This window comes from Coriobacteriia bacterium (assembly GCA_018368455.1).
Classification (GTDB): domain Bacteria; phylum Actinomycetota; class Coriobacteriia; order Coriobacteriales; family UMGS124; genus JAGZEG01.
Map to the genome: position 1 here is coordinate 1 of JAGZEG010000019.1, position 19,954 is coordinate 19,954.

Here is a 19,954-nt window from a genome sequence, read left to right on the forward strand (position 1 = left end):
CTGAAGGGCCTGACCCCGGTCGAGTTCCGGGAGCAGGCCCTTCTGGAGGCCGCTTAGGGTATCCTCATTTTAGCATCCAAGTTTTGGGGCGCAGTTCACAGGCGGCACCCCTCCCCTTCTCGACAACGGAACCGCGGGGGCTCCCTATCGCTTGTCGCTCTCGTCCTCTTCGTCGGAAGCGGTCAGGCGCTGCGTCAGCTTGCGCAGCCCGGCAGCCGGACCGGAGCCGTCCCCGTCCTCCCCGGACGCATCGTCCCCTCCCTCGGCACTCCCCGGCTCAGGCGCCGTCACGCGCACCCTCGCGATTCGGCGGCCGTCCATCTTCGTCACCGCAAACGTCCACCCGTCGCGTTCGTAGACGTCACCCTCGCGCGGCAGCGAATCCACCTCGTCCATGAGCCAACCGGCAATCGTCTCGTACTCGTCGCTCTCCTCGATGGGCCAGCCGAGCTCAACGGCGTCGTCCGTGGGGTAGGCGCCCTCGACGACCCACTCGCGATCCGACACCTTCGTGATGCTGCGGTTGTCCGGGTCGTACTCGTCCTCGATCTCGCCGACGATCTCCTCGACGATGTCCTCGATCGTGATAACGCCCGCCGTGCCGCCGTACTCGTCCACGACGATGGCCATCTGGTTGCGCTTGGACTTCATCTCGGACAGCAGCGGCACAAGGTCCTTCGTGTCGGGCACGAATATGCCGGGACGCATGTGTTCCTTCACGGCGTCGCCGCCCTTGCCGTGCAGCGCCGGCGCGATGAGGTCCTTGATGTTGACGACGCCCACAACTTGGTCGATATCCTCGTGATACACAGGCATACGCGAGAAGCCCGTCTCGTTCATGAGCTTGAGCACGTCCTGCACAGCGTCGGTATCCTCGACGGCCGTCACGTCGACGCGCGGCACCATGACCTCGCGCGCGATGGCGTCGCCCAGGTCGAACACGTCGTGGATCATGCGCTTCTCGTCGTCGGACAGGTCGTCCTGCTCGGCGACCATGTACTTGAGCTCCTCCTCGGAGACCTGGTTCTCGTCAGCACTCTTGATGCGCAGCAACGTGGCCAGGCCGTTGGCGGAAGCCGAGGTCAGCCACACGAGCGGGGCCATGAGCTTCTTGAAGAACAGCAGCGGGCCAGCCACGGACTTGGCCGTCTTCTCCGGGCTCGCCAGGGCGATGCGCTTAGGCACGAGCTCGCCGATCACGATGCTGAAGTACGACACGACGAGCGTGATGAGGATGGGCGACAGCCCCGGCGCGATGGCGGAGAGCCAGCCGATGCCCCACGACTGGATGGCCTTCGTGAGCGGGTCGGACAGGTTCGTCGACGCCATGGCCGACGCGAAGAAGCCGACGAGCGTGATGACGACCTGGATCGTGGCGAGGAACTGGCCTGAGTCGCTCGAGAGCTCGGCGGCGCGGGCGGCCTTCTTGTCGCCCTCTTCGGCGTCGTGGTCAAGCAGCGGCTTACTGGCGTTGACAAGGGCCATCTCCGACATCGAGAAGTAGCCGTTTGCCAGGATGAGAAGGAACGAGACGACGATGCTGATACCTATGCCCATGGGCGTGTGTTAGACCCCTTACATAATCTTCGGGAGCGGAAACGAAAACGGATTCGAGCGCAGAGCGCCCGCAGTGCCTGACGAGGGCGACTAGTAGACGAACAGCAACACCGCCAGAAAGTGGCACACGCTGCCGCCCAGCACGAAGAGGTGCCACACCATGTGCATGTAGGGCACCTTCTTGAGCAGGTAGAACAGCACGCCCACCGTATAGGAGAGGCCGCCAGCGAACAGCAGCCACAGGCCGGGCTCGGGCATGGCACCGACAAGCGCCGGCAGCTTGAAGACGATGACCCACCCCATGACAAGGTAGATGAGCGCGCTGACCCACTTGGGCTGGCGCTCGCGAGAGAACGCCTCGACCGTCACGCCGATGAGGGCCGCGACCCACATGGCCACGCACATGGCGATGCCGCCTTCGTCACGCAGGGGGCCGAGAAGGAACGGGGCATACGTGCCCGCGATGAGAATGTAGATAGCGCAGTGGTCGAATATGCGCAGAACGCGCTTGGCGCGCACGGGCTGGATGGCGTGGTACAGCGTCGAAAACAGGTACTCGAGCAGCAGCGCGATGCCGAACATGAGCGCCGAGACGAGCTTGAGGCCGCCGCCATGCGTGCAGGCGAACACGATGAGCAGCACGAGCGCCGCGATGGAGAGGCCCGCCCCGATGCCGTGTGAGATGGAGTTGGCGATCTCTTCGCCGATGGTGTACTGCCTGCCGGCGCGGCGTTGCTCCCACGTGGGGTGCGCCGCGGAGTCGAGAGGGCCGCCGCCCACGCAGGCACAGTCGCCGCACGAGGCGTCGTCTGTCACCGCAGGTGCGGCCGTGGTACTGTGCGGAGGCTCACCCTCCGATGATGGTGTTGAACCCGCCATCGCGTGCATCGACTCCTTTGGCGCGTGGCATCAGGTGCGCCTCGAATCGAGAAGGCTCCTTCAAAAGGAAGCCGCCCAGACCGAGAGCGAGCGTGACGCGCGCACGAACGAGAAACAAGGTACGTCTCACTATACCCGAACTGCGCGACGCGCTGTCAGACGGCGCCGGGCGACCCGACCTCGGCCAGCGAACGTTCACGCGGGCCGCTCCGGCTAACTCGCGGGGAGCGCGGTGGGTGCGTGGGCAGGACGCCTCACGCGAAAAGAAGCCTGCCGACACCCCGAAGCTGCGTGGCGTCGGCGGGCGGCAAGTCCCTACATCAGGCCGGCGTCGGTGAGGGCGCGGGCCACCTGCTCCTCGTTGTGGTAGCGCGGTCGCGCCCAGTCGAGCAGCCCGTCGGTCGTGCTGGTGCCCGCGTCGCGCATGCGCAGGTCGCCGCCCGCACCGGCCGTGTTCACGCGCACCGTACCGACGCCCGCACCGCGCTGGAACGGCGACTGGCTCACGTTGAGCGCCTGTACCTTCGTGCGCGGCGTCGCGCTGATCGTGCTGCCCAGGGCCCCGTCACGCAGCGCAAACAGACGCCCGCTCGTGCCGATGCGGCGATGGCGCCACGCCAGCACGCGCACGAACTCGCCCCACACCAGCACGAACGCCGCCAGTACCCAGAGCGTCGCGATGCCGGCATCCACAAGCCACGCCGTGCTGCCCGTGACAACCATCACATCGGTGGCGCGTAGAATCGTCGGGATCACCGCAGGAACCGCGCACGCAAGCGCCCAATACAGGCCATGCAGCAGCGTGCGGCGCAGCGCCGGCAACGGCAGGCGGTCGAAGTCGGGAGCCGCGCCGACGATGCCGGAGAACTCGGGCAGCATGTCGGCGAGCCAGGCGTCCACCTCGGAAAGCTTGATGAACGGGTGGATGACGACGCCCGCCTCCAGAGAGCTGGCATCCTCCCCCGAGCTCACACTGACCGTATGCGCGACGATGCGCGCATAGCCGGTCGCGCGGCGGATGAGCGACTGTTCGACGCTGATATATTGCACGCGACCGAGCTCGACGGCGCGGGTGCTGCGCGACAGCAGGCCCCACGACACCTCGACGCGATCGCCGCGACGGCGCGCGACGAAGTTGCCCCACTTAATGAGCGACAGCACGGCTGAGGCGACCCACACCACGAGCAGCACGACCAGCAGCACGCCAACGATCACAGCGACGAGGCCCAGGTCTATGCCACTTGCCATGTCAGCCGCCGAATCGACGGTGATCTCGACGCCGGAACCCAGCAGACCGTAGATGACCTGCTCGCCGAATATGTCGGCAGCGTAGTCGAGCAGGCTGAACAGACCGGCCACGAAGCCGACGAGCGACACGATGAGGCCGTTGATGTTGGGGCTCGTGAGCGCGCCGAGCACGTACTGCCGGCGCGTGAGGCGCGTCTCGTGGTCGACGTGATCCGACGTAAGGATGTCATCGGGAGCCGCAGGCGCGACGGGCTGGGGCTCGACGGAAGCCGCACTGTCAACGGGTGCGCCCATGCCCGCAGGGGCGGGAACCCCATCGCGCGCAACGGCCGCCTTGCCCTGCAGCTCCTTGCGCGCAAACACCGTGCGCTTGAGCACCTCGGCGTCGGAGCGCTTGAGGCCGTCGATCTTGTCGGCTACGCCCGTGCCCGTGTCCACGGAGACGTCCACGAGGCCGAGCAGGCGCGAGAACAGGCCGGCGTTGAGATCGATAGAGTGAACGCGCTGATAGGGGATGCGCTTTTCCGTACTCGTGACGAACTTCTTGCGCAGCACCAGGGCGTCGTCTTCAAGCTCCCACGTGTGGATGCGCCACGAGACGAGCGCGATGATCGCGGCGAGCACGAGCAGGGCCACGATCACGAGCACCGTGAGGAACAGCGGCACCATGGCGCCGCCGGACTTCTCGAACGCCTTTGGCAGCTGGAACACCCACACGACGATGATGGCGAGGAACGAAGGAATGATCTTGAAGCTCGTCGGGATAAACGAGAGCGGGGAAGCGCGATGCGGGCCAGGCGCGATGGCGTCAAGCTGGCTGACGTTGATGTCGCCCAGGCCAGGAATACTCTCGACAGCCGCACGAGCCGTCTCGAACGCCGAGCGCGGAGCGTCGTCCTCGGGCCGGCGCGCATCGGGAGCAATGGGAGCACCCGCAGGAACGGGTCGCTCAGGACGCGCGGTTGGCGTCGCCTCGCCGGCGGAAGCTGGGGCGCCCGCAACAGGCGAGGGCGCAAACCCGGCGGGCGGGACGGGGGCGCCGCCAACGGCAGGCCGATCAGGGCTCGCAGTCCGGCCGTCAGGGGCACCCTGCTGATCAGGGCGCAGCGTTGAGTCGGCCATGGTTACACGTCCTCCTGAGCGATGCGCGCGAGCACGGCCACCTGGTCGCGCAGGCGCTCAGCCTCGGACGAGCCCAAGCCGGGGATCTCGAAGCTGTCGCCGGCCGTCGAGATCGTCACGCTCGAAAGGCCGCAACCCTTGAGGATGGGGCCCTGCTTCGTCTCGACGTGCTGCACGCGCACGAGCGGGATGACGACGGTCTTCACGACGACGATGCCGTGCTTGAGCACGACGTCGGTGTTCGTGACCTCGTAGCGCCAGCGGGCGTAGCGAATCGAGGGCACGACGGCAAACTCGATGAGCTGGGCAAGCGTGACAGCAATGGCCACGAAGCTCACCCAGAACGCCACGGCGAAGTTGGACGCAAACACGCCGCCCACGTACATGCCGCCCACGACGCAGGCCGCGATGAGCGCAATAACGACCAAAGCGATGCCCTCGTGAATGCGCCAGACACGCGTGATGCGCTGGTCGAGCTTGTTGGCTGGCTGAACGGGCCCGCGGCGCGCGCTGGACTGCGGCGCAACAGGGCTCTCGGGCACGGACTGTGTGTCCACGGCATCTCCCTTGTTCAATGCAGTTGTTTACCACCATGCTACCCAATGTGGCGCATCCCACGCATCTGCGAACCCACAAGAATCCGTCAGGAACATGCCGTGAGACAGCGAGAGGTTCACCCCGGCTCCGGAGCCCCCATCGCCTTCCCGCCTGGCGCCAGAAACACCGCCGCCCGCCGAGCGTGCCGACGCTGTTCCCGTGGAGGAGGTCTCGAGGGGCGCACCTCGGGCATACGCTCGGCATCCGTTGCAACTGCGGGCGTCGCCCTCAGCACCGCAAGACGCCCCGCCCAGAAGGGAGACACGCCATGGGACTCGTCGAGGAAAAGATCGCCGCCGTCACCGCCTCCACGCGCGGCATCGGGCTGGCCTGCGCCCAGAAGCTCGCCGCCGAGGGTGCGAAGGTCTACGTGGCCGCCCGCAACGCCGAGCGCGCGCAGGGCGTCATCGACCAGATCGTCGCCGCGGGTGGGCGGGCCGCCTACGTGCGCTTTGACGCCGCCGACAAGAGCACGTACGCCGGCTTTGTGCGCGAGATCGTCGAGGCGGAGGGACGCATCGACATCCTCGTCAACAACTACGGCTCCACGGACGTGACGCGCGACCACGACATCGCCAACACGCCGTTCGACGTCATGCAGGAGATCGTCATGGACGACGTGCGCAGCGTGTGGGACTCCACGCAGACCGCCGTGAACGCCATGCGCGACAAGGGCGGCCTCGCCATCGTGAACATCGCGTCGACGGGCGGCATCTACCCCGACCTGGCCCGCGAGAGCTACGGTCTGGCAAAGGCGGCCATCATCCGCATCACGAAGGACACGGCCATCCAGTACGCGCGCCAGGGCGTGCGCGCCAACGCCGTCGCGCCGGGTGCCGTGGCGACCGACGCCGTCAAGAACAACATGAGCGAGGAGTTCACCAAGGCGTTCCTGTCGACCGTGCCGCTCGGCCGTCTCGGCGAGCCGGAGGACATCGCCAACGCCGTGCTCTTCCTCGCCAGCGACATGAGCGCCTACATGACGGGCGCCGTGCTGGAGCTCGCCGGCGGCAGCGGCCTGGGCACGCCGCTCTACCCGCTGTATCAGTCGATGGCTAAGCGCGGGTAACAAGGGCGATCTAGCGTTCAAACGAAGGCGGGCGCGGGAAGCTGCGAAGCTCCCCGCGCCCGCCTTCTGCGTGCCGCAGCGTTCTCTTGGAGTGCCCCCTACTTCGAGAACGGCGCAAACGAACGCTCGATGACCTCGGCCGAGGGCTTGCGCGTCAGCAGGCTCACGACCGGCACGATGACGAGGCCCGCCAGCATCGCGATGGCGCCCGCCACAATGGACGACCCCGCGAAGCCCCAGATCATGTTCGCCACCGTAAAGCCCACGCCAAAGACGAAGCTCGCCCAGCAGCCGGCCGCTGTGGCGCCGCGCCAGTACAGCCCGTAGAGGAACGGCGCGAGGAAGGCGCCGGCCAGGGCACCCCAGCTGATGCCCATGAGCTGGGCGATGAACGTGATCGAGGAGTTGTACTGCACGAGCGCGATGACGGCCGACAGCGCGACGAACACGACGAGCAGCCCGCGCATCCAGCCGAGCGAGCGCTTCTCGTCCATGTTCTTGACGCACGTGTTGGCGAGGAAGTCGAGCGTGAGCGTCGAGGAGCTCGTAAGCACGAGCGACGACAGCGTGCTCATCGAGGCGGACAGCACGAGCACGACGACGAGGCCCACGAGCAGGTCAGGCAGCGTGGAGAGCATCGTGGGGACGATGGAGTCGTAGACGGGCACGCCGTTGGCGCCCATCGTCACCTCGTCGGCGTACAGGCGCCCGAAGCCGCCGAGGAAGTAGCTGCCGCCGGCCACGACGAGGGCAAACAGCGTCGAGATGATCGTGCCGCGACGCACGGCGCCGTCGTCGCGGATGGCGTAGAACTTCTGTACCATCTGCGGCAGGCCCCACGTGCCGAGCGACGTCAGCACGATGACGGTCATGAGGCTGAAGGCGTCGGGCCCGAGCAGCGACGTCAGCGAGCCCTGCGCAACGCCGGCAGAGGCGTCGGAGACCTGTGCGAGCTCCGTGACGGACGCGGCGAGGCCGCCGTTTGCCGCCAGCACGCACACGACGACGGCCGTGATGGTCACCAGCATGATGACGCCCTGGAACGCGTCGTTGACCACGGTGGCCATGTAGCCGCCCAGCACGACGTAGATGCAGGTCACGACCGCCATGCCGATGATGCACGCCTCGTAGGGCAGGCCGAACGCCATCTCGAACAGGCGCGAGAGGCCGTTGTAGACGCTGGCGGTGTATGGCACGAGGAACACGAAGATGATGGCAGCGGAGGCAAGGCGCAGGCCGCGGCTGTCGAAGCGCATGCCGAAGAACTCGGGCATCGTCTGCGAGCCGAGCCCCTGCGTCATGCGGCGCGTGCGCGAGCCGAGCACAACCCAGGCAAGCAGGCTGCCGATGATGGCGTTGCCGATGCCGATCCACGTGGACGACAGGCCGAACTTCCAGCCGAACTGGCCCGCGTAGCCGATGAAGATGACGGCCGAGAAGTACGACGTGCCGTAGGCGAACGCCGACAGCCACGGGCCGACGGAGCGCCCGCCGAGCACGAAGCCGCTGACGCTGTGCGCGTGCCCGCGACACCACAGGCCGATGCCGACACACAGCGCAACGAACACGACGAGCATGAGAACCTTGACGACCACTGGACCCACTCCCTTTCGCGTGCGGACGGTGCGGAAGAGGGGGCCCTGGCGGCTGCGGATGCAAACGCAAAAGGCCCGCCCTTCCGACGATGCGTCGAAGGGCGGGCCTTCATGAGGATGAGAGAAACCCGCGGTACCACCTTCGTTTGCCAGGGCCTCGCGACCCCGGCCTTGTGGACTGCCCAAACCGGAGCGTCACCCGCGCTTGCCCCTTGGCCGGAAAGCCCATGCGCGCTGACGGGCGCACCCGGCGCAGCCTACTGAGAGGGTCGGCCGGGCCGTCCCCTTCCGTTTGGTGCGCAGCTCTCGAGGTGTATTCGGGCGGCGCGCGACTCGCGCCTCTCAGCAACCGGCAGCTCTCTGTGAGCGCGGCATCCGCCGTACTGGCCCTCGGTCATAGCCTGTGGAGGTGCTGTGCGATTGCGCGGTAGATTACGCGGCAAGGCACCGGCGGTCAAGAGTGTATTTTGGAACAGTTTTATGCAGCCTTTTGCAAGTGAGTCTCTGAGCAAAAGCTCCCTTCTGGCAGGGCGCGCACAGGGCTTGTGGGTTTCGCGTGGGAGGCCGGGCGCGTGGCAATGCCAGTATGCCGTGGCTTCCTATCATGGGGCCACGAGCACACGTTAACCGTCCATTTTGGCTCACCTGCGCAGCGCGGGCAAAACGACGCTATCTACCTGTGGTTTCTCTTGCAATAGCGACCACGGGGCAGCGCGCCTCGCTTTTGGCCGCGCCACCGGACGCCCGTCCGGACCCACAGGCAAGCCACACGCCCGCTGCGGGCGCTACACGAGGAGGCCCCTTCGCCATGAATCTGTCCCAGGCTCTCGAACACGCCAACGCGTTCGCGTTTCCCGAGCTCATCTACGGTAGCGGCTACCAGGTGATGGATTCGGAGCGCCAGAAGAACGAGGAGGCCATCGAGCTTCTGCGCGACGCCTTCTTCAAGGGTGTCGACAAGGACGGCAAGAAGTACCCCGAGTTCCCCTTCGTCATCGTGCGCGAGCTCGCCGACCGCAACCGCGCCCTGTGCGACGAGATCGGTGAGAAGCGCCTGGCCAACCTGCAGGGCCGCAACCTGGAGCGCAGCCTGACCGACGACGACCTGTGCCAGGGAGTCGCCGCGCTGCAGGGCCGCAAGAAGAGCGCCGTCGTCCGCGAGATCCGCGGCGACCGCAACAACCTGGCCTCGTCCTACGTCGCCAAGCCCATCAAGGGCACCGTGCTCGGCATCGACATCGAGACGACGAGCCGCGACCCCGACCGCGGGTACATCGTGAACGTCGGCTGGGAGCTCATGGACCTGACGACTGACGGCGAGCCGCGTGACGCCCAGGCCGTCTACCCCGGCATCCCCGACATGTACGCCGAGACGGGCGTGCCACTGGAGCGCATCCACCACATCACGTGGGACATGGTGGCGGGGCACACGCCGTTTCGCGAGGATCGCGAGCTGCAGAAGACGTTGCTCAAGCTCATGCAAACCTATCCGTACATGGCGCACAACGCGGCGTTCGAGGACTCGTGGTTCACGCTGCACCTCGACGGGTACGCCGAGGCCCGCAAGGCCGGCAAGATCGTCCCGATCGACACGCGCGACGTCTGCCGCCGACTCGACGGCGAGGTCGCCACGCTGCCGCGCGAGTCCAGCCCCGCGAGCCTGGAGAACTGGGCGCGCCGCCGCGGCACGCTGTCGACGGAGGACAACGAGAAGCACCTCGGCCTCGACGACACCGACCTCATGCTGCGCACGGTGAAAGCCGAGTTCATGCGGAAGAGCATGTTCGCGCAGTAAGCGGCGCGCGGCCGGGCGGCCAAGCAAGCCGCGACGCACGGCAAATACGGAGATGCGGATGCCCCGTCGGCGCGCACATCGGCGTCGGCGGGGCATCTTTGTAGCGAGAGACGCGATTTCTGGACAGGAATGCGCGGCGTGCATGGCCGCATCCGGATCGACGCCTCCGAGCCCAGAGCCCACCTGCGGTTTTTGGCGCCCACGCGGCCCGAGGGCGCCCCCTGGGGCAGAGGAGCCCATACACGAGCAGGCTTTCTGGCCGTGGATGGCCGGCCTTCCCGCAGAGCGGAGCCCGCGAGAGGCTATCGAGGCTCGCGCGTCGCATCAATCTCGCCCTAAGGACGTCGTGGCCGGCCCGGCGCAGGACGTGCCCGAGCACGTCGAGGATCGCTTGGCCGTCATCGACCGCAAGAACGCGCGCCACCTCTGATCGCCTTTTCATCCTGCATAGCCACCGCACGGGGCTCCCGTCTTGTGCGACAGATCGTCACGCATGGTACAACAGCACCCAGCAAGCCCACTGGGCGGCGTGCTCCACTCGTTGCCCAAGAAACCGGAGGAGCCGAGGCCCCATGTCAAACGAGCGCGTCTACCAGATGAATCTTGCCAAGGTGTACGGCCTGCTCGTCGCAAAAGCAGAGCGTAAGGGCCGCACGAGAGCCGAGGTCGACGAGGTAACGCGGTGGCTCACCGGATACAGCCAGGAGCAGCTCGACACCTTACTTGCCGATCCGTCCGCAACCTACGGGGCATTCTTCGAGCAGGCGCCCGCGCCCAACCCGGACCGCGAGCTCGTGACGGGCGTGGTGTGCGGCGTGCGCGTCGAAGAGGTGGAGGAGCCACTCATGCGAGAGATCCGCCGGCTCGACAAGCTCGTCGACGAGCTAGCGAAGGGGCGCTCGATGGAGAAGGTCCTGCGCCGCCGGTGAGCCCGGGCGGGGGCAGTGCCAGAGCGAGGCCCTACTCCCCCCGCGGCGGCCATCGGTGCGCGCCACCCACGATGACGGTGGCGTCTCGGGCCGGAAACGACCGGATGAGCCCGCGCAGCTCCTCGATGCCGATGGGGTCGAGGCCGTTCGCCGGCTCGTCGAGGATGAGCAGGCGCGGGCTGGCCAGCAACGCCAGTGCGATGCCGAGACGCTGCTTCATGCCCAGCGAGAACTGCCCCACTCGCTTCTTGCCCGTGCCGGTGAGACCAACGGCCGCGAGAACCTCGCCGATCCGCGACTCGGGCAGGCCGAGCAGCGTCGTGCGCACGCGCAGGTTCTCGAAGGCCGTCAGGTTGGGATAGAGCGCCGGTGCCTCGATGAGTGAGCCGATCTGGTAGAGGTCGGCACGCGACCAAGGATGGCCGTCGAAGAGGATCTGGCCATCCGTTGGGTACAGCATGCCGGAGACCATCTTGAGCGCCGCGGACTTGCCGGCGCCGTTGGGGCCGAGCAGGCCGTAGACCTGGCCTTCGCCTACGTGCAGACTCACGCTGTCAACAGCCGTTTGCGCGTTGGCCCCGCGACCGAAGCATTTCGTGAGGCCGCGCGTTTCGAGCAGGTATCCCATGCAGGGGCTCCTTTCCGATTGGGGTGGCACGAAGACGCCGCGAGGCGCCAGCTGAGATCTGAGCAAGACGCCCGAGAAACACATCCCGGCGTCCGCCACGTATCCCATCATCGGAGGCAGCCATAAAGAAGTGCTAAAGACGTTCGGGGAGGCGCCCAGATAGTCGGGCAGCACGGGTTGCGTACAAGAACGGCCTCAAGTGCATGATTCTTTGGATGCCTGTGCGCAAAATGGCCGTCGAGTGAAGGTTTCTTCCGTCGATTGAGGCGCCTAGGAGGCACGGTCGGCGCTTTGCCCGAAAAAAACCGCAGGTGGTGAGCTGGGCTGCTCGTCCCATCGGACGCAGTACGCGCCGCCCATCCCCAAGAAACCTGCACTCGAGGGTCACCTTGGACACGACACGTCCAAGAGATGTGCACTTGAGCACTTTATTGTGCTAGATCGGCAATCTGCCGGAACGCCACGCAAGCGAGTGCCCCGAAACCGAGCCCACCGCCCCCCCTAGATGTAGTCGTAGGGCATACAGCGGACGGCGAAGTAGAACACCGCGAGAATGGGCACCACAATCGGAGGGAAGCCGACGGCCAGCGCGATGGTTGCCAGCCTGGCTGCGTAGAACACGAGCCGTCGCACCCCGTGTCGCTCGCACGTCTCGAACGTCATGCGTACGAAGTCGCCGCCGAGCGTCTGGCCACCGCGCATCCACGGCAGAATGCCCTCGAACAGCAGGAACACCGCCACAGCAACGCCAACCGCCCACGAGGCTTCAGCATAGAGCGCCTCGGCGGGGACCCGCAGGCCCAACACGATCACGACCTGCAGGCCTGCGCACAGAACAAGAACCAGCGTCGTCATCAGCGCCATGTCGAGGCAGAATGCCACGCAGCGGCGCACGAAGCCCGGCCGCGTCGTGTCGGCGGGCACCCCGGCGATCGCGCTCGGCAGCAAGCGCTTCGAAAGCGCCGCGCACCCCCAACCGATAAGCGCCCCCGACGTGTTCCAGACGAGGTCGTCGACATCGAACGTGCGGTAGGCGTACGGATAGAGAAAGAACAGGCCCGTGAGCTGCGCAACCTCAATGAGCAGCGACACCGCGAAGCCGATGACCAGGGCCCAGGGCAGGCTCAGACGCAGGGCACGCCCCGCGATGAACCCGAGCGGCACAAAGAACACGACGTTAAACGCGATCTGAAGCGCGGCGCGCAAGCCATCCCGACGCAGGTCCCCAACGAACGCGAGCGGATCGAGCTGCACCGGCGCGCCGTACGTGATGCCGAGGCCCGAGTCCCCCGTCGGCAGCGGATACAGCGTGAAGCACACGAGAGACAGGCCGTACAGCACGCACAGATACGCGCCGACGGCGGACCAGAAACGCAGCCTGCCGTCGCGGTGGTAGAGAAACGCGAGTAGCGGCAGCGTCAAGAACATCGACGCAAGCGGCCACATGCTCAGAGCGACAGCGAACTGCCGGCTATACCCCGAGAGGAAACCCAAGCTCAGCGTAAAGTCCGTACCCACAGGCACATCACGCCCTGCGGAGCAGCCAGGCAGCACCCAGGATAAGCACCGTCGTGGCCACGAGGCTCAACGCGCCGTCACGGATGGCCCCAAGGGCACGCAGGAACGCGCAGCGCTCGGGGCCGGGGATACCGCCCAGCCGGGGGTCGGCAGGCGTGGGCACCCCCTTGTCGGACACGGGCGCGGAAATCGTAGCGGCTATTGGGACAGACATAATGCACCTCCTAGCGGGTAAGTGGCGAGAGGGCCGGGCGGAGTTTTGCCCCCTCGCCACCCTCATTCTTCTCCATCGGGCCGTGTAAAAGAGCATCTGTTGCGCAACCGTCATCCCCAGGTGACAGAAGCGTTAGCGGCGACCGGCACCAACCTCGGCGACCGCATCACCACGATAGGGGGCACTGCTCAAGAAAGTCTCAAGGCGGCGCCGAGGCGGGGTCGACCCCGAGGCGCCAAGCAGAATCCGGCCTCGACACGAAAACGCGCGGCCCACCCCCACGCAAGGGAATGAGCCGCGCGACAAAGAACCGTCCAGAAATCCCGACGTGCCGAGCGCCTATCGGACTGCCGCCCTTGGCTCAAGGGAAAGCAGCGCCATGTAGCCGTCCTCAAGCGTCGGCTCCACGGGCTCGGCACCGTCCGGGCGCGCGTCGCTCACGAGCCGGTACCGCGTTCCCCCGGCGTCGGAAATCGCATTCACGAGCACGCCCCCATCGGGCGGCGGCGTCATGAGCGGCGGGGTCAGCCATGTACGGCCGCGTGCCTCCCGCTCGAGATCCATCGTCGGGCCGGCATAGCGCACACCCCCCGCCTGCAGCATGAACGTCCAGGGACACGTCTGCGCCACATCGTCGAGAATGTGCGTCGAAAGGATGACCGTGCGGTCGCGCCCCAGGCTCGCAAGCATGATGCGAAAGCGCATGCGCTCGGCGGGATCGAGGCCGGCCGTCGGCTCGTCGACGATGATGAGCTGCGGGTCTCCCATAAGCGCCTGGGCAATGCCAACGCGCCGGCGCATGCCACCGGAAAACCCACCGAGGCGCGCGTGTGCCGCGTCAGCCAAACCCACGCGCTCCAGTAACTCGGCAGCTTGGCGGCGACGCTCGCGAGAGTTATCCATGCCCTTGAGCACACCCATGTAGTCAAGGAACTCAAGCGGCGTGAGGTTGGGGTAGGGCGAGATGTCCTGCGGCAAGTAGCCCAGGCTGCGCTTGAGAGCACGACGAGACCGAGCGGCAGAGATGTCGGCTCCATCCACGAGCACGTGCCCGCGCGTCGGGGCCACGATCCCGCACAGGATGCGCAAGAGCGTCGTCTTGCCGGCACCGTTGGGTCCCACCAGGCCGATCATGCCGGAGGGAAGGTCAACGGTAACGTCGTTGAGAGCACGCGGCTTGTCTCGGAAATCCTTACTCACATGATCAATGGAGATAAACATAGGAGGCCAGGCTCCTTTCTGCACGAAAAGAAAACAGGGATGCGGGCAAATCCAAGGACGTGGGGCATTACCCACGGCGTCGCGAGCGGCGGCGCGCAGCAAGCGTCCCCAACGCCACGAGAGCCGAGATGAGCAGCCCCTGCCATGCCAGCGAGACGACTGCACTGGCCACGCTTCCGTCAAAGGCGAGCGGTCCCACCGGGCTCGTGCCCGGATCCGCGCCAAAGAATCCCGCTGCAACCGCATCGCCCATCAGCGTCAGCACGCTGCCGTTGAGCGTCGGCACATGCATGGCCGGCGTCGTAAACACCACGAAGCACCACACGACGAGCGCCGCGACGCGCGCGACCGACCGTGGCAGCAGCGTGCCGGCCAGTCCGGAGATAGCGACAGATAACAGCACCGCCGGAGCGACGATGGTCGCCGCAACAGCGAGGGCATGCAGCGGCGCCATCGCATTGCCCTGCAATGCTTGGACGATACCCATGAGCAGCAGCGCAGCCGTCGGCGGCACGATGGCGACGGAAAACGACCCGACCAGGCGCGCCGCTGCCAACGCAAAGCCACCGTTGGGGCAAGCCGACTCCACCTCGCCAAGCCCGCGCCGATGAGCCGACGTAAACAGGTCGGTAAACGACGCCGCATAGACCAGAGTGCCCAGCATCACGAACATCTGGCCCAAGGTGACCAGCTTGCCGGCGATCCCCGAGGTCTCCATCGGCGAAGATATCGCTGGCAAGGTAACGAGCAGCGTGATCGGGACGATGGCCTTCCACAGTGCCCGACGACGTGCCGCCACCCGCACGTGCGTAAGGGCCAGCTGGGCAAAACGCTTGGCAGCCCCCATCATTCGGCCTCCGCTCTCAGCGCCATTTCGATGGTGCGCTCGGACTTCCCCAGGCACCGGATTGCCCAGGCTGCAACGAGCAGCATCACGGCCAGTGGAAGGCCACGCCTGAGCGCCAGACCGCCGACAATATTGGGATCCCAGAACAGAGCGAGAAAGAACCACATGCTCAACGAGGCGAGCACTGCGGCCTGCGTCGAGCCCGAAAACGTCGCGACGCAGAACGCGACAAGGCACACGATGAGCGCCGACCCGAGAGGCTCGACGAGAATGGTCGCCCACTCGCCTCCGAAAGGCAGAGCCCCATCCCAGCTCAGAGGCACATACAAGAGAATGCCTCCCAGGATCGTCGCCATCACAACGAGCACCAGACGAGCGAGCTGGGTTGCCCGAAACCCCGCTGGCGTGCTTTCGTGCAGCTCCCCCAGCGCGTCGCCCGCAAGCAAGGACGCCGCGAAAACGCCGCACGAGATAAGGAAAAGCTGGCCGAGCGCCGCTGTCAGCAGGAACGCCTCCTCCTGTGCCAGCGCCGTGTGACCCCACAGGCCGAGCGCCGCCATGAGAGCGGCCGCAGCGGGCAGGCCCAGCAAAGGCAGGGCGCCGAACCGACGAGCCTGTGCCCGCAGGAGTAGCCACGGCGAAACATGTCGGTACGCGCTCGTCAGCGTCGGCACAGACGGGCGCGAGCCCCGCGATTGCCCGGAAAGAGGCGGCGGGGCGATCGTCCCCGTCTCGTTTGGCACAGAACGCTCCTCGAACTGTTGAGCCCCCATGGCATCAGCCCCCTCCGATGTTCAAACGGCCCATTTCACCTGGTAGGTAGCGCAAGCGAACGCGACGGTTCACAGATGAGGAAAATTCGCAAGTAGGCGAGGCCAGTCGCAAGCCCATCACGCCCGCTAGATCCAGCCGGGCCCTATTCCGCCCAGGCCTCACGCATGAGCAGGGCGCGCCGAGACGTCGCGACCGTCAACGCGAGCATGGCAACCCCGAGCGTGACCATGCCAACCGGCCCGAGCATCCCCCAAAAGCTCGCGGCGGCACCAGCAAACCAAACGCCCCACGCAGGGCCAAAAAGATCAGCCACAGCGGGGCTCACCAGCAGGGTAAGTACAAAACCGCAGGTAGCGCCCGCCCACGGCGCCATCCATATTGCTACAAGGGACGCAAACCCCGCGACGAGCGCAAGCGGGGGCAGCCACCCCATCAACACCGCCGGGACATCACCCTGCCCGAGAGACCCCAGAACCACCGACGCCACAAAACCCGACGCCACATCGAGAGCCAGCACGAGGGCGAGGCGCGTCAGCGTCACCACCTGGGGCCCGAGCGGCGTTGCCAAGCTCACCGCATCGTGCTCGACGTGCCCGACGGCCATCGTTACCGTCAGGGCAACCCCCGCAAGCAGGACGGTAGCGAAGAGATCACGAGACGCCGATGCGCCGCCCGAACTGCCCGGCACCCCGGCAGCGAAGAGAGCCGCCAGCACAGCCGCAACGGCCATGACCACCATAACCGGTGCGACGAGGCCTGGCACGACCCTCAGCTGGGCGAGGGCGAGCGCCCCCGCAAGTCGCGCGCTGTGCACGAAAGTCCACCGGCGCCCCGCCATCGGCTCGGCCTGCCTTGCGATATGGGCTTTCACCTGCTCGAACGAAGGTACCTCGCCAGCCCGCTCCGCTTCGGCGCGCGCTAGGACCTCCCGCAGCACGACATCTCCGGGAGCCCCTTCGTCAGTTTTCATGGTGATCCTCCTCCGACCCTCTCAGCCGCTCTCGCAGCAGGCGACGGGCGCGGAAAACGCGGCTCTTCACCGTGCCGACCGGAACGCCAACAACACGCGCAATCTCCTCGTACGGAAGGTCATGGAGCCAGGCAAGCGTCACGACTTCGCGCAGGTCAGGCGTCAAACAGGCAACGGCAGCATCCAGCTCCCTTGCGCCCGCAGCAGCCAAAACCAGAGACTCGGGATCCCCCAGCTCGGCGGGCCCGTCTTCCGCGCCAAGCCCCAACTCGTCGGCTGCCGTCGGGTCCCCCGATCCGGTGTCTAACGGTTCAATCACCATTCGAACGCCTCGCACGCGCACGTAGAGTTGTCGGCGTGCAATCCCCAGCAGCCACGTAAGCACGCGGCTGTCCCCCCGAAAAGCCCGCGCCGAGCGCCAGCAACCGAGCCATGTGTCTGCCGCAACCTCCTCGGCAAGCCCCCGATCGGGGCAGCGCGTCACCACGAACGCAAGCACCGGCTGGGCGTAGCGAGCATAAAGGGCCTCGAACGCGTCCTCGTCGCCGCCCGCGACTCGCCCCAGAAGCCCTCGGGCCCATGCGTCCTCATCAGAGCGCGCAAGCTTCTCTCGTATCGCCCTCGCCAGCCCCATACGCCCGGCCCACCTCCCGTCTTTTTCTGTAGGTAGCGCGCAGACGGCCATGGGTTCACTCGACAACGAAAAGCCACATCTGAGGCTTATGGGAAAGATTTTGCACCAACGGGGAGGCCTGAGCACACGCATGGCAGGCACTCGGTACGGTTCTGTCCACATTGGCAATAGGCCAGAGTCTTTGTCTCTCTTATTTATATGATTGGCCGATTTATATAAATAGAGAGGTCAGATCGAGGCGATAATTGGTACTATCGAGCTACTGGTAATGCCCCCGAGTCACCTGCGGAGGTTCCCATGCCCTACGCATCCCTTGAAAAGCTCTTCCACAAGGACGCGTCCCCCGACCGCTTCACGCAGAATACCCAGATGGCCCAGCTGCGGCTCGCTGCAGAGTCCACGTTTCGCACGGGGATCGTACTTCCCCAGGGAGAGCTCTTCCTCGCCACCCCACGCGAGCTCTCCGTTCTCAACGAGCATGTCCTTCAGCTCGAGCGGCGCGTCTCGCAGGCCCTCAACGCCTTGCCCCACATCGCGCAAGGGGCGCTCATCCGCAGCCTCGTCATCGACGAAGTCGTCTGTACCAACGAGCTCGAGGGAATTCACAGCACGCGGAGGCAGATCAGCGACCTGCTCGAAGAGGTAACCCCCACATCCAGCCCCGCCAAGTCCTCAGGCCCCAAAGAAGCCCTCAAAACCAAGCGATTCCGCGAGCTTGCCCGGCTCTACCTCGAGCTCAGCGATCAAAGCCACGTTGTTCCCGCCAGTCCTAAAGACATCAGGACAATCTATGACCGCATCATGCTCGGCGAAGACCTGCGCGGCAACGAACCAGACGGGATTCTGTTCAGAGCGGGAGGCGTCGACGTCATAGGGGCCGGCTCTCGCGTCATCCACACGGGCTTCAGCCCGGAGAGCAAAATCATCGACGGGATCCAGCGCATGATAGGCTTGGCAAATTCCGACGACATTCCCAAAACGTACAGCGCCATACTCTCGCACTTCATATTCGAGTGCATTCACCCGTTTTACGATGGCAATGGGCGCACGGGGCGCTATTTGCTTGCGCTCTACCTCAGCAGGTCGCTCTCGCTCCTGACAACGCTGTCGCTCTCCCGTACTATCGCCGAGAATCGAAGCCGGTACTACCGGTCGTTTCGCGAGGCAGAAGCAAAACTCAACCACGGCGAGCTCACCATGTTTGTCATCGACATGCTCGAGTACGTCCAGGCCGCCCAAGAGAGCATCATTGACGACCTCGGGCTCAAGCTCGCCCAAATCAACACCGTTGCAAAACACCTTGACGGGTTGGCAGGCCAGGGCCGAGCACACCGGCAAGAACTTGAGATGCTGTACCAGCTGGCGCAATATCACCTGTTTGGGGCGTTCCCTGATGTGGCGCTCGCAGAGATTGCAACCTACATCGGAAGGGGAACCCAGATGACGCGCAAGTACACGCGCGAACTGGAGGCACGAGGGCTCATCGCGGTAACGAGCGAGAGGCCTCTCAGGTTCGCGCTGACAGAACGTGCTTGCAGCATGTTGGGCATAGGAAGCGAGTAGGACCGAGGGCCGAAAGTATCAATAGAGACGCTTAGGTGGCTTCCTTATTTATACGATTGGGCGATTTGTATAAGTAAGAGCGTCCGATATGCTTGCTTATTGGTAATGGGCGGCCGGGGATGGGCTGGGGCAGCACCTGCCTGTTGCATGGTGACATGCTAGAATATTCGCCGTTTCTGGCTGGGAGCGCGCGGCAGCGCCCCTTTCAACGCAGGCAGCGCGCAACCCCAGCAACGGGTTCGTTCAAAAGGGGCGTGACGAGTTCATGGCAGACAACCCAGATTCCCGCACTGCGGATGGTGGCCGTCCTTCGAAAGCCGACGAGGCCGTGTTGCGCGCTGTTCCCGAGGCGACCGCCATCTGGCGCGCCCACGAGGCCTACACCGACGAGGCCGTTGCCCACGACCGCGGCGGATGGTGGATCGACTTCTTGCTGTTCGTGACCACCAACCTGCCCCTTGTCCCGGCCGCCATCGCTGAAAGCCTGCGCGAGTCCAAGGAGCTGCGCCGCAACGGCGTTCCCTACCTCGTCGAGCAGAACGGCGGTATGGCACTCGCGCGCGTCACCCGCCAGGGCGTCAGCCTCAGCGAGCTTCCCGCGCCCGCCATCACCGGCGACTACATCGTGGGAGACGCCGCCTTTTCCAAGGGGCGCCGCCTGCGGTAGCCTGGGTTGCGGCAGCGCCGGGGCTTACGCGAGATGGGCGGGGAAGCTTGCAGATCTCCTCGCCCTCTCGGCAACCCGCGCCCGTCTGCCCCGTTCATTGCATGGTGGCTCGCCGCACGCATTCGGG

19 protein-coding genes are annotated in these 19,954 nt (G+C 65.8%); 6 read left to right on the plus strand and 13 right to left on the minus strand.

The genetic code is table 11. From position 1 onward, the window contains the following. Window positions 1-144: 144 nt before the first annotated feature. The 4 genes from KHZ24_10475 to KHZ24_10490 all read right to left on the minus strand — a co-directional run bounded on the left by KHZ24_10475 (window position 145) and on the right by KHZ24_10490 (window position 5,363). Window positions 145-1,557 carry an HlyC/CorC family transporter gene (locus KHZ24_10475; GenBank protein MBS5451612.1) on the minus strand — a complete coding sequence of 471 codons (1,413 nt, stop codon included), beginning with the start codon at window positions 1,555-1,557 and terminating at the stop codon, window positions 145-147. A 90-nt stretch (window positions 1,558-1,647) separates the two neighbouring features. Beyond that, entirely contained in the window at window positions 1,648-2,436 is a 789-nt protein-coding gene (locus KHZ24_10480) for a hemolysin III family protein (protein MBS5451613.1), read from the minus strand. A gap of 315 nt (window positions 2,437-2,751) precedes the next feature. Beyond that, on the minus strand, window positions 2,752-4,806 hold the full coding sequence (locus KHZ24_10485; protein MBS5451614.1) for a PH domain-containing protein: 2,055 nt from the start codon (window positions 4,804-4,806) through the stop codon (window positions 2,752-2,754). 2 nt (window positions 4,807-4,808) lie between these two features. Beyond that, complete coding sequence (locus KHZ24_10490; protein MBS5451615.1) at window positions 4,809-5,363, minus strand: PH domain-containing protein; 555 nt, start codon at window positions 5,361-5,363, stop codon at window positions 4,809-4,811. A 308-nt stretch (window positions 5,364-5,671) separates the two neighbouring features. Here KHZ24_10490 and KHZ24_10495 point away from each other — a divergent pair, with 308 nt between their 5' ends. Then, window positions 5,672-6,472, plus strand: a complete 801-nt coding sequence (locus tag KHZ24_10495) for an SDR family oxidoreductase (GenBank protein ID MBS5451616.1) — start codon at window positions 5,672-5,674, stop codon at window positions 6,470-6,472. Between the two features lie 98 nt (window positions 6,473-6,570). Here the strand turns inward: KHZ24_10495 and KHZ24_10500 are convergent, their stop codons facing one another. Beyond that, a complete protein-coding gene (locus KHZ24_10500; protein MBS5451617.1) occupies window positions 6,571-8,067 on the minus strand; it encodes a sodium:solute symporter in 1,497 nt (498 codons plus the stop codon). Between the two features lie 808 nt (window positions 8,068-8,875). On the opposite strand from KHZ24_10500, the gene KHZ24_10505 reads away from it, so the two are divergent. The 3 genes from KHZ24_10505 to KHZ24_10515 all read left to right on the plus strand — a co-directional run bounded on the left by KHZ24_10505 (window position 8,876) and on the right by KHZ24_10515 (window position 10,791). Further along, the gene (locus tag KHZ24_10505; GenBank protein MBS5451618.1) at window positions 8,876-9,862 is read left to right on the plus strand and encodes a 3'-5' exonuclease; all 987 of its coding nucleotides are present in this window, start codon (window positions 8,876-8,878) and stop codon (window positions 9,860-9,862) included. Between the two features lie 265 nt (window positions 9,863-10,127). Then, window positions 10,128-10,292, plus strand: coding sequence for a hypothetical protein (locus tag KHZ24_10510; GenBank protein MBS5451619.1), 165 nt, complete (start codon window positions 10,128-10,130; stop codon window positions 10,290-10,292). A 142-nt stretch (window positions 10,293-10,434) separates the two neighbouring features. Then, window positions 10,435-10,791, plus strand: a complete 357-nt coding sequence (locus KHZ24_10515) for a DUF2200 domain-containing protein (GenBank protein MBS5451620.1) — start codon at window positions 10,435-10,437, stop codon at window positions 10,789-10,791. A gap of 31 nt (window positions 10,792-10,822) precedes the next feature. Here the strand turns inward: KHZ24_10515 and KHZ24_10520 are convergent, their stop codons facing one another. From KHZ24_10520 to KHZ24_10555, 8 genes are all read right to left on the minus strand, one after another. Further along, window positions 10,823-11,419, minus strand: coding sequence for an ATP-binding cassette domain-containing protein (locus KHZ24_10520; protein ID MBS5451621.1), 597 nt, complete (start codon window positions 11,417-11,419; stop codon window positions 10,823-10,825). A 501-nt stretch (window positions 11,420-11,920) separates the two neighbouring features. Further along, window positions 11,921-12,865: a VanZ family protein gene (locus tag KHZ24_10525; protein ID MBS5451622.1), complete on the minus strand. Its 945-nt coding sequence runs from the start codon at window positions 12,863-12,865 to the stop codon at window positions 11,921-11,923. A gap of 79 nt (window positions 12,866-12,944) precedes the next feature. Continuing rightward, entirely contained in the window at window positions 12,945-13,151 is a 207-nt protein-coding gene (locus KHZ24_10530; protein ID MBS5451623.1) for a hypothetical protein, read from the minus strand. Window positions 13,152-13,490: 339 nt separating this feature from the next. Further along, window positions 13,491-14,372: an ABC transporter ATP-binding protein gene (locus KHZ24_10535; GenBank protein MBS5451624.1), complete on the minus strand. Its 882-nt coding sequence runs from the start codon at window positions 14,370-14,372 to the stop codon at window positions 13,491-13,493. A 67-nt stretch (window positions 14,373-14,439) separates the two neighbouring features. Beyond that, on the minus strand, window positions 14,440-15,219 hold the full coding sequence (locus KHZ24_10540; GenBank protein MBS5451625.1) for a hypothetical protein: 780 nt from the start codon (window positions 15,217-15,219) through the stop codon (window positions 14,440-14,442). Next, window positions 15,219-15,992: a hypothetical protein gene (locus tag KHZ24_10545; protein ID MBS5451626.1), complete on the minus strand. Its 774-nt coding sequence runs from the start codon at window positions 15,990-15,992 to the stop codon at window positions 15,219-15,221. The genes KHZ24_10540 and KHZ24_10545 overlap by 1 nt, the downstream gene beginning before the upstream one ends. A 143-nt stretch (window positions 15,993-16,135) precedes the next feature. Further along, window positions 16,136-16,963, minus strand: a complete 828-nt coding sequence (locus KHZ24_10550; protein MBS5451627.1) for a hypothetical protein — start codon at window positions 16,961-16,963, stop codon at window positions 16,136-16,138. Then, complete coding sequence (locus KHZ24_10555; protein MBS5451628.1) at window positions 16,953-17,597, minus strand: sigma-70 family RNA polymerase sigma factor; 645 nt, start codon at window positions 17,595-17,597, stop codon at window positions 16,953-16,955. The genes KHZ24_10550 and KHZ24_10555 overlap by 11 nt, the downstream gene beginning before the upstream one ends. A gap of 297 nt (window positions 17,598-17,894) precedes the next feature. Between KHZ24_10555 and KHZ24_10560 the strand changes: the two genes are divergently transcribed. Further along, entirely contained in the window at window positions 17,895-19,160 is a 1,266-nt protein-coding gene (locus KHZ24_10560) for a Fic family protein (protein ID MBS5451629.1), read from the plus strand. 265 nt (window positions 19,161-19,425) lie between these two features. Beyond that, on the plus strand, window positions 19,426-19,827 hold the full coding sequence (locus KHZ24_10565; protein MBS5451630.1) for a hypothetical protein: 402 nt from the start codon (window positions 19,426-19,428) through the stop codon (window positions 19,825-19,827). Window positions 19,828-19,954 lie beyond the last annotated feature (127 nt).

What these genes read in the sequence shown, in the direction of transcription:
- KHZ24_10525 (MBS5451622.1), bottom strand. Translation starts at nt 12,865, where the DNA reads ATGTGGCCGCTTGCGTCGATGTTCTTGACGCTGCCGCTACTCGCGTTT.
- KHZ24_10535 (MBS5451624.1), bottom strand. Translation starts at nt 14,372, where the DNA reads ATGTTTATCTCCATTGATCATGTGAGTAAGGATTTCCGAGACAAGCCG.
- KHZ24_10560 (MBS5451629.1), top strand. Translation starts at nt 17,895, where the DNA reads ATGCCCTACGCATCCCTTGAAAAGCTCTTCCACAAGGACGCGTCCCCC.
- KHZ24_10545 (MBS5451626.1), bottom strand. Translation starts at nt 15,992, where the DNA reads ATGGGGGCTCAACAGTTCGAGGAGCGTTCTGTGCCAAACGAGACGGGG.
- KHZ24_10520 (MBS5451621.1), bottom strand. Translation starts at nt 11,419, where the DNA reads ATGGGATACCTGCTCGAAACGCGCGGCCTCACGAAATGCTTCGGTCGC.
- KHZ24_10510 (MBS5451619.1), top strand. Translation starts at nt 10,128, where the DNA reads ATGGCCGGCCTTCCCGCAGAGCGGAGCCCGCGAGAGGCTATCGAGGCT.
- KHZ24_10540 (MBS5451625.1), bottom strand. Translation starts at nt 15,219, where the DNA reads ATGGGGGCTGCCAAGCGTTTTGCCCAGCTGGCCCTTACGCACGTGCGG.
- KHZ24_10485 (MBS5451614.1), bottom strand. Translation starts at nt 4,806, where the DNA reads ATGGCCGACTCAACGCTGCGCCCTGATCAGCAGGGTGCCCCTGACGGC.
- KHZ24_10515 (MBS5451620.1), top strand. Translation starts at nt 10,435, where the DNA reads ATGTCAAACGAGCGCGTCTACCAGATGAATCTTGCCAAGGTGTACGGC.
- KHZ24_10495 (MBS5451616.1), top strand. Translation starts at nt 5,672, where the DNA reads ATGGGACTCGTCGAGGAAAAGATCGCCGCCGTCACCGCCTCCACGCGC.
- KHZ24_10550 (MBS5451627.1), bottom strand. Translation starts at nt 16,963, where the DNA reads ATGAAAACTGACGAAGGGGCTCCCGGAGATGTCGTGCTGCGGGAGGTC.
- KHZ24_10480 (MBS5451613.1), bottom strand. Translation starts at nt 2,436, where the DNA reads ATGGCGGGTTCAACACCATCATCGGAGGGTGAGCCTCCGCACAGTACC.
- KHZ24_10505 (MBS5451618.1), top strand. Translation starts at nt 8,876, where the DNA reads ATGAATCTGTCCCAGGCTCTCGAACACGCCAACGCGTTCGCGTTTCCC.
- KHZ24_10530 (MBS5451623.1), bottom strand. Translation starts at nt 13,151, where the DNA reads ATGTCTGTCCCAATAGCCGCTACGATTTCCGCGCCCGTGTCCGACAAG.
- KHZ24_10565 (MBS5451630.1), top strand. Translation starts at nt 19,426, where the DNA reads ATGGCAGACAACCCAGATTCCCGCACTGCGGATGGTGGCCGTCCTTCG.
- KHZ24_10555 (MBS5451628.1), bottom strand. Translation starts at nt 17,597, where the DNA reads ATGGGGCTGGCGAGGGCGATACGAGAGAAGCTTGCGCGCTCTGATGAG.
- KHZ24_10475 (MBS5451612.1), bottom strand. Translation starts at nt 1,557, where the DNA reads ATGGGCATAGGTATCAGCATCGTCGTCTCGTTCCTTCTCATCCTGGCA.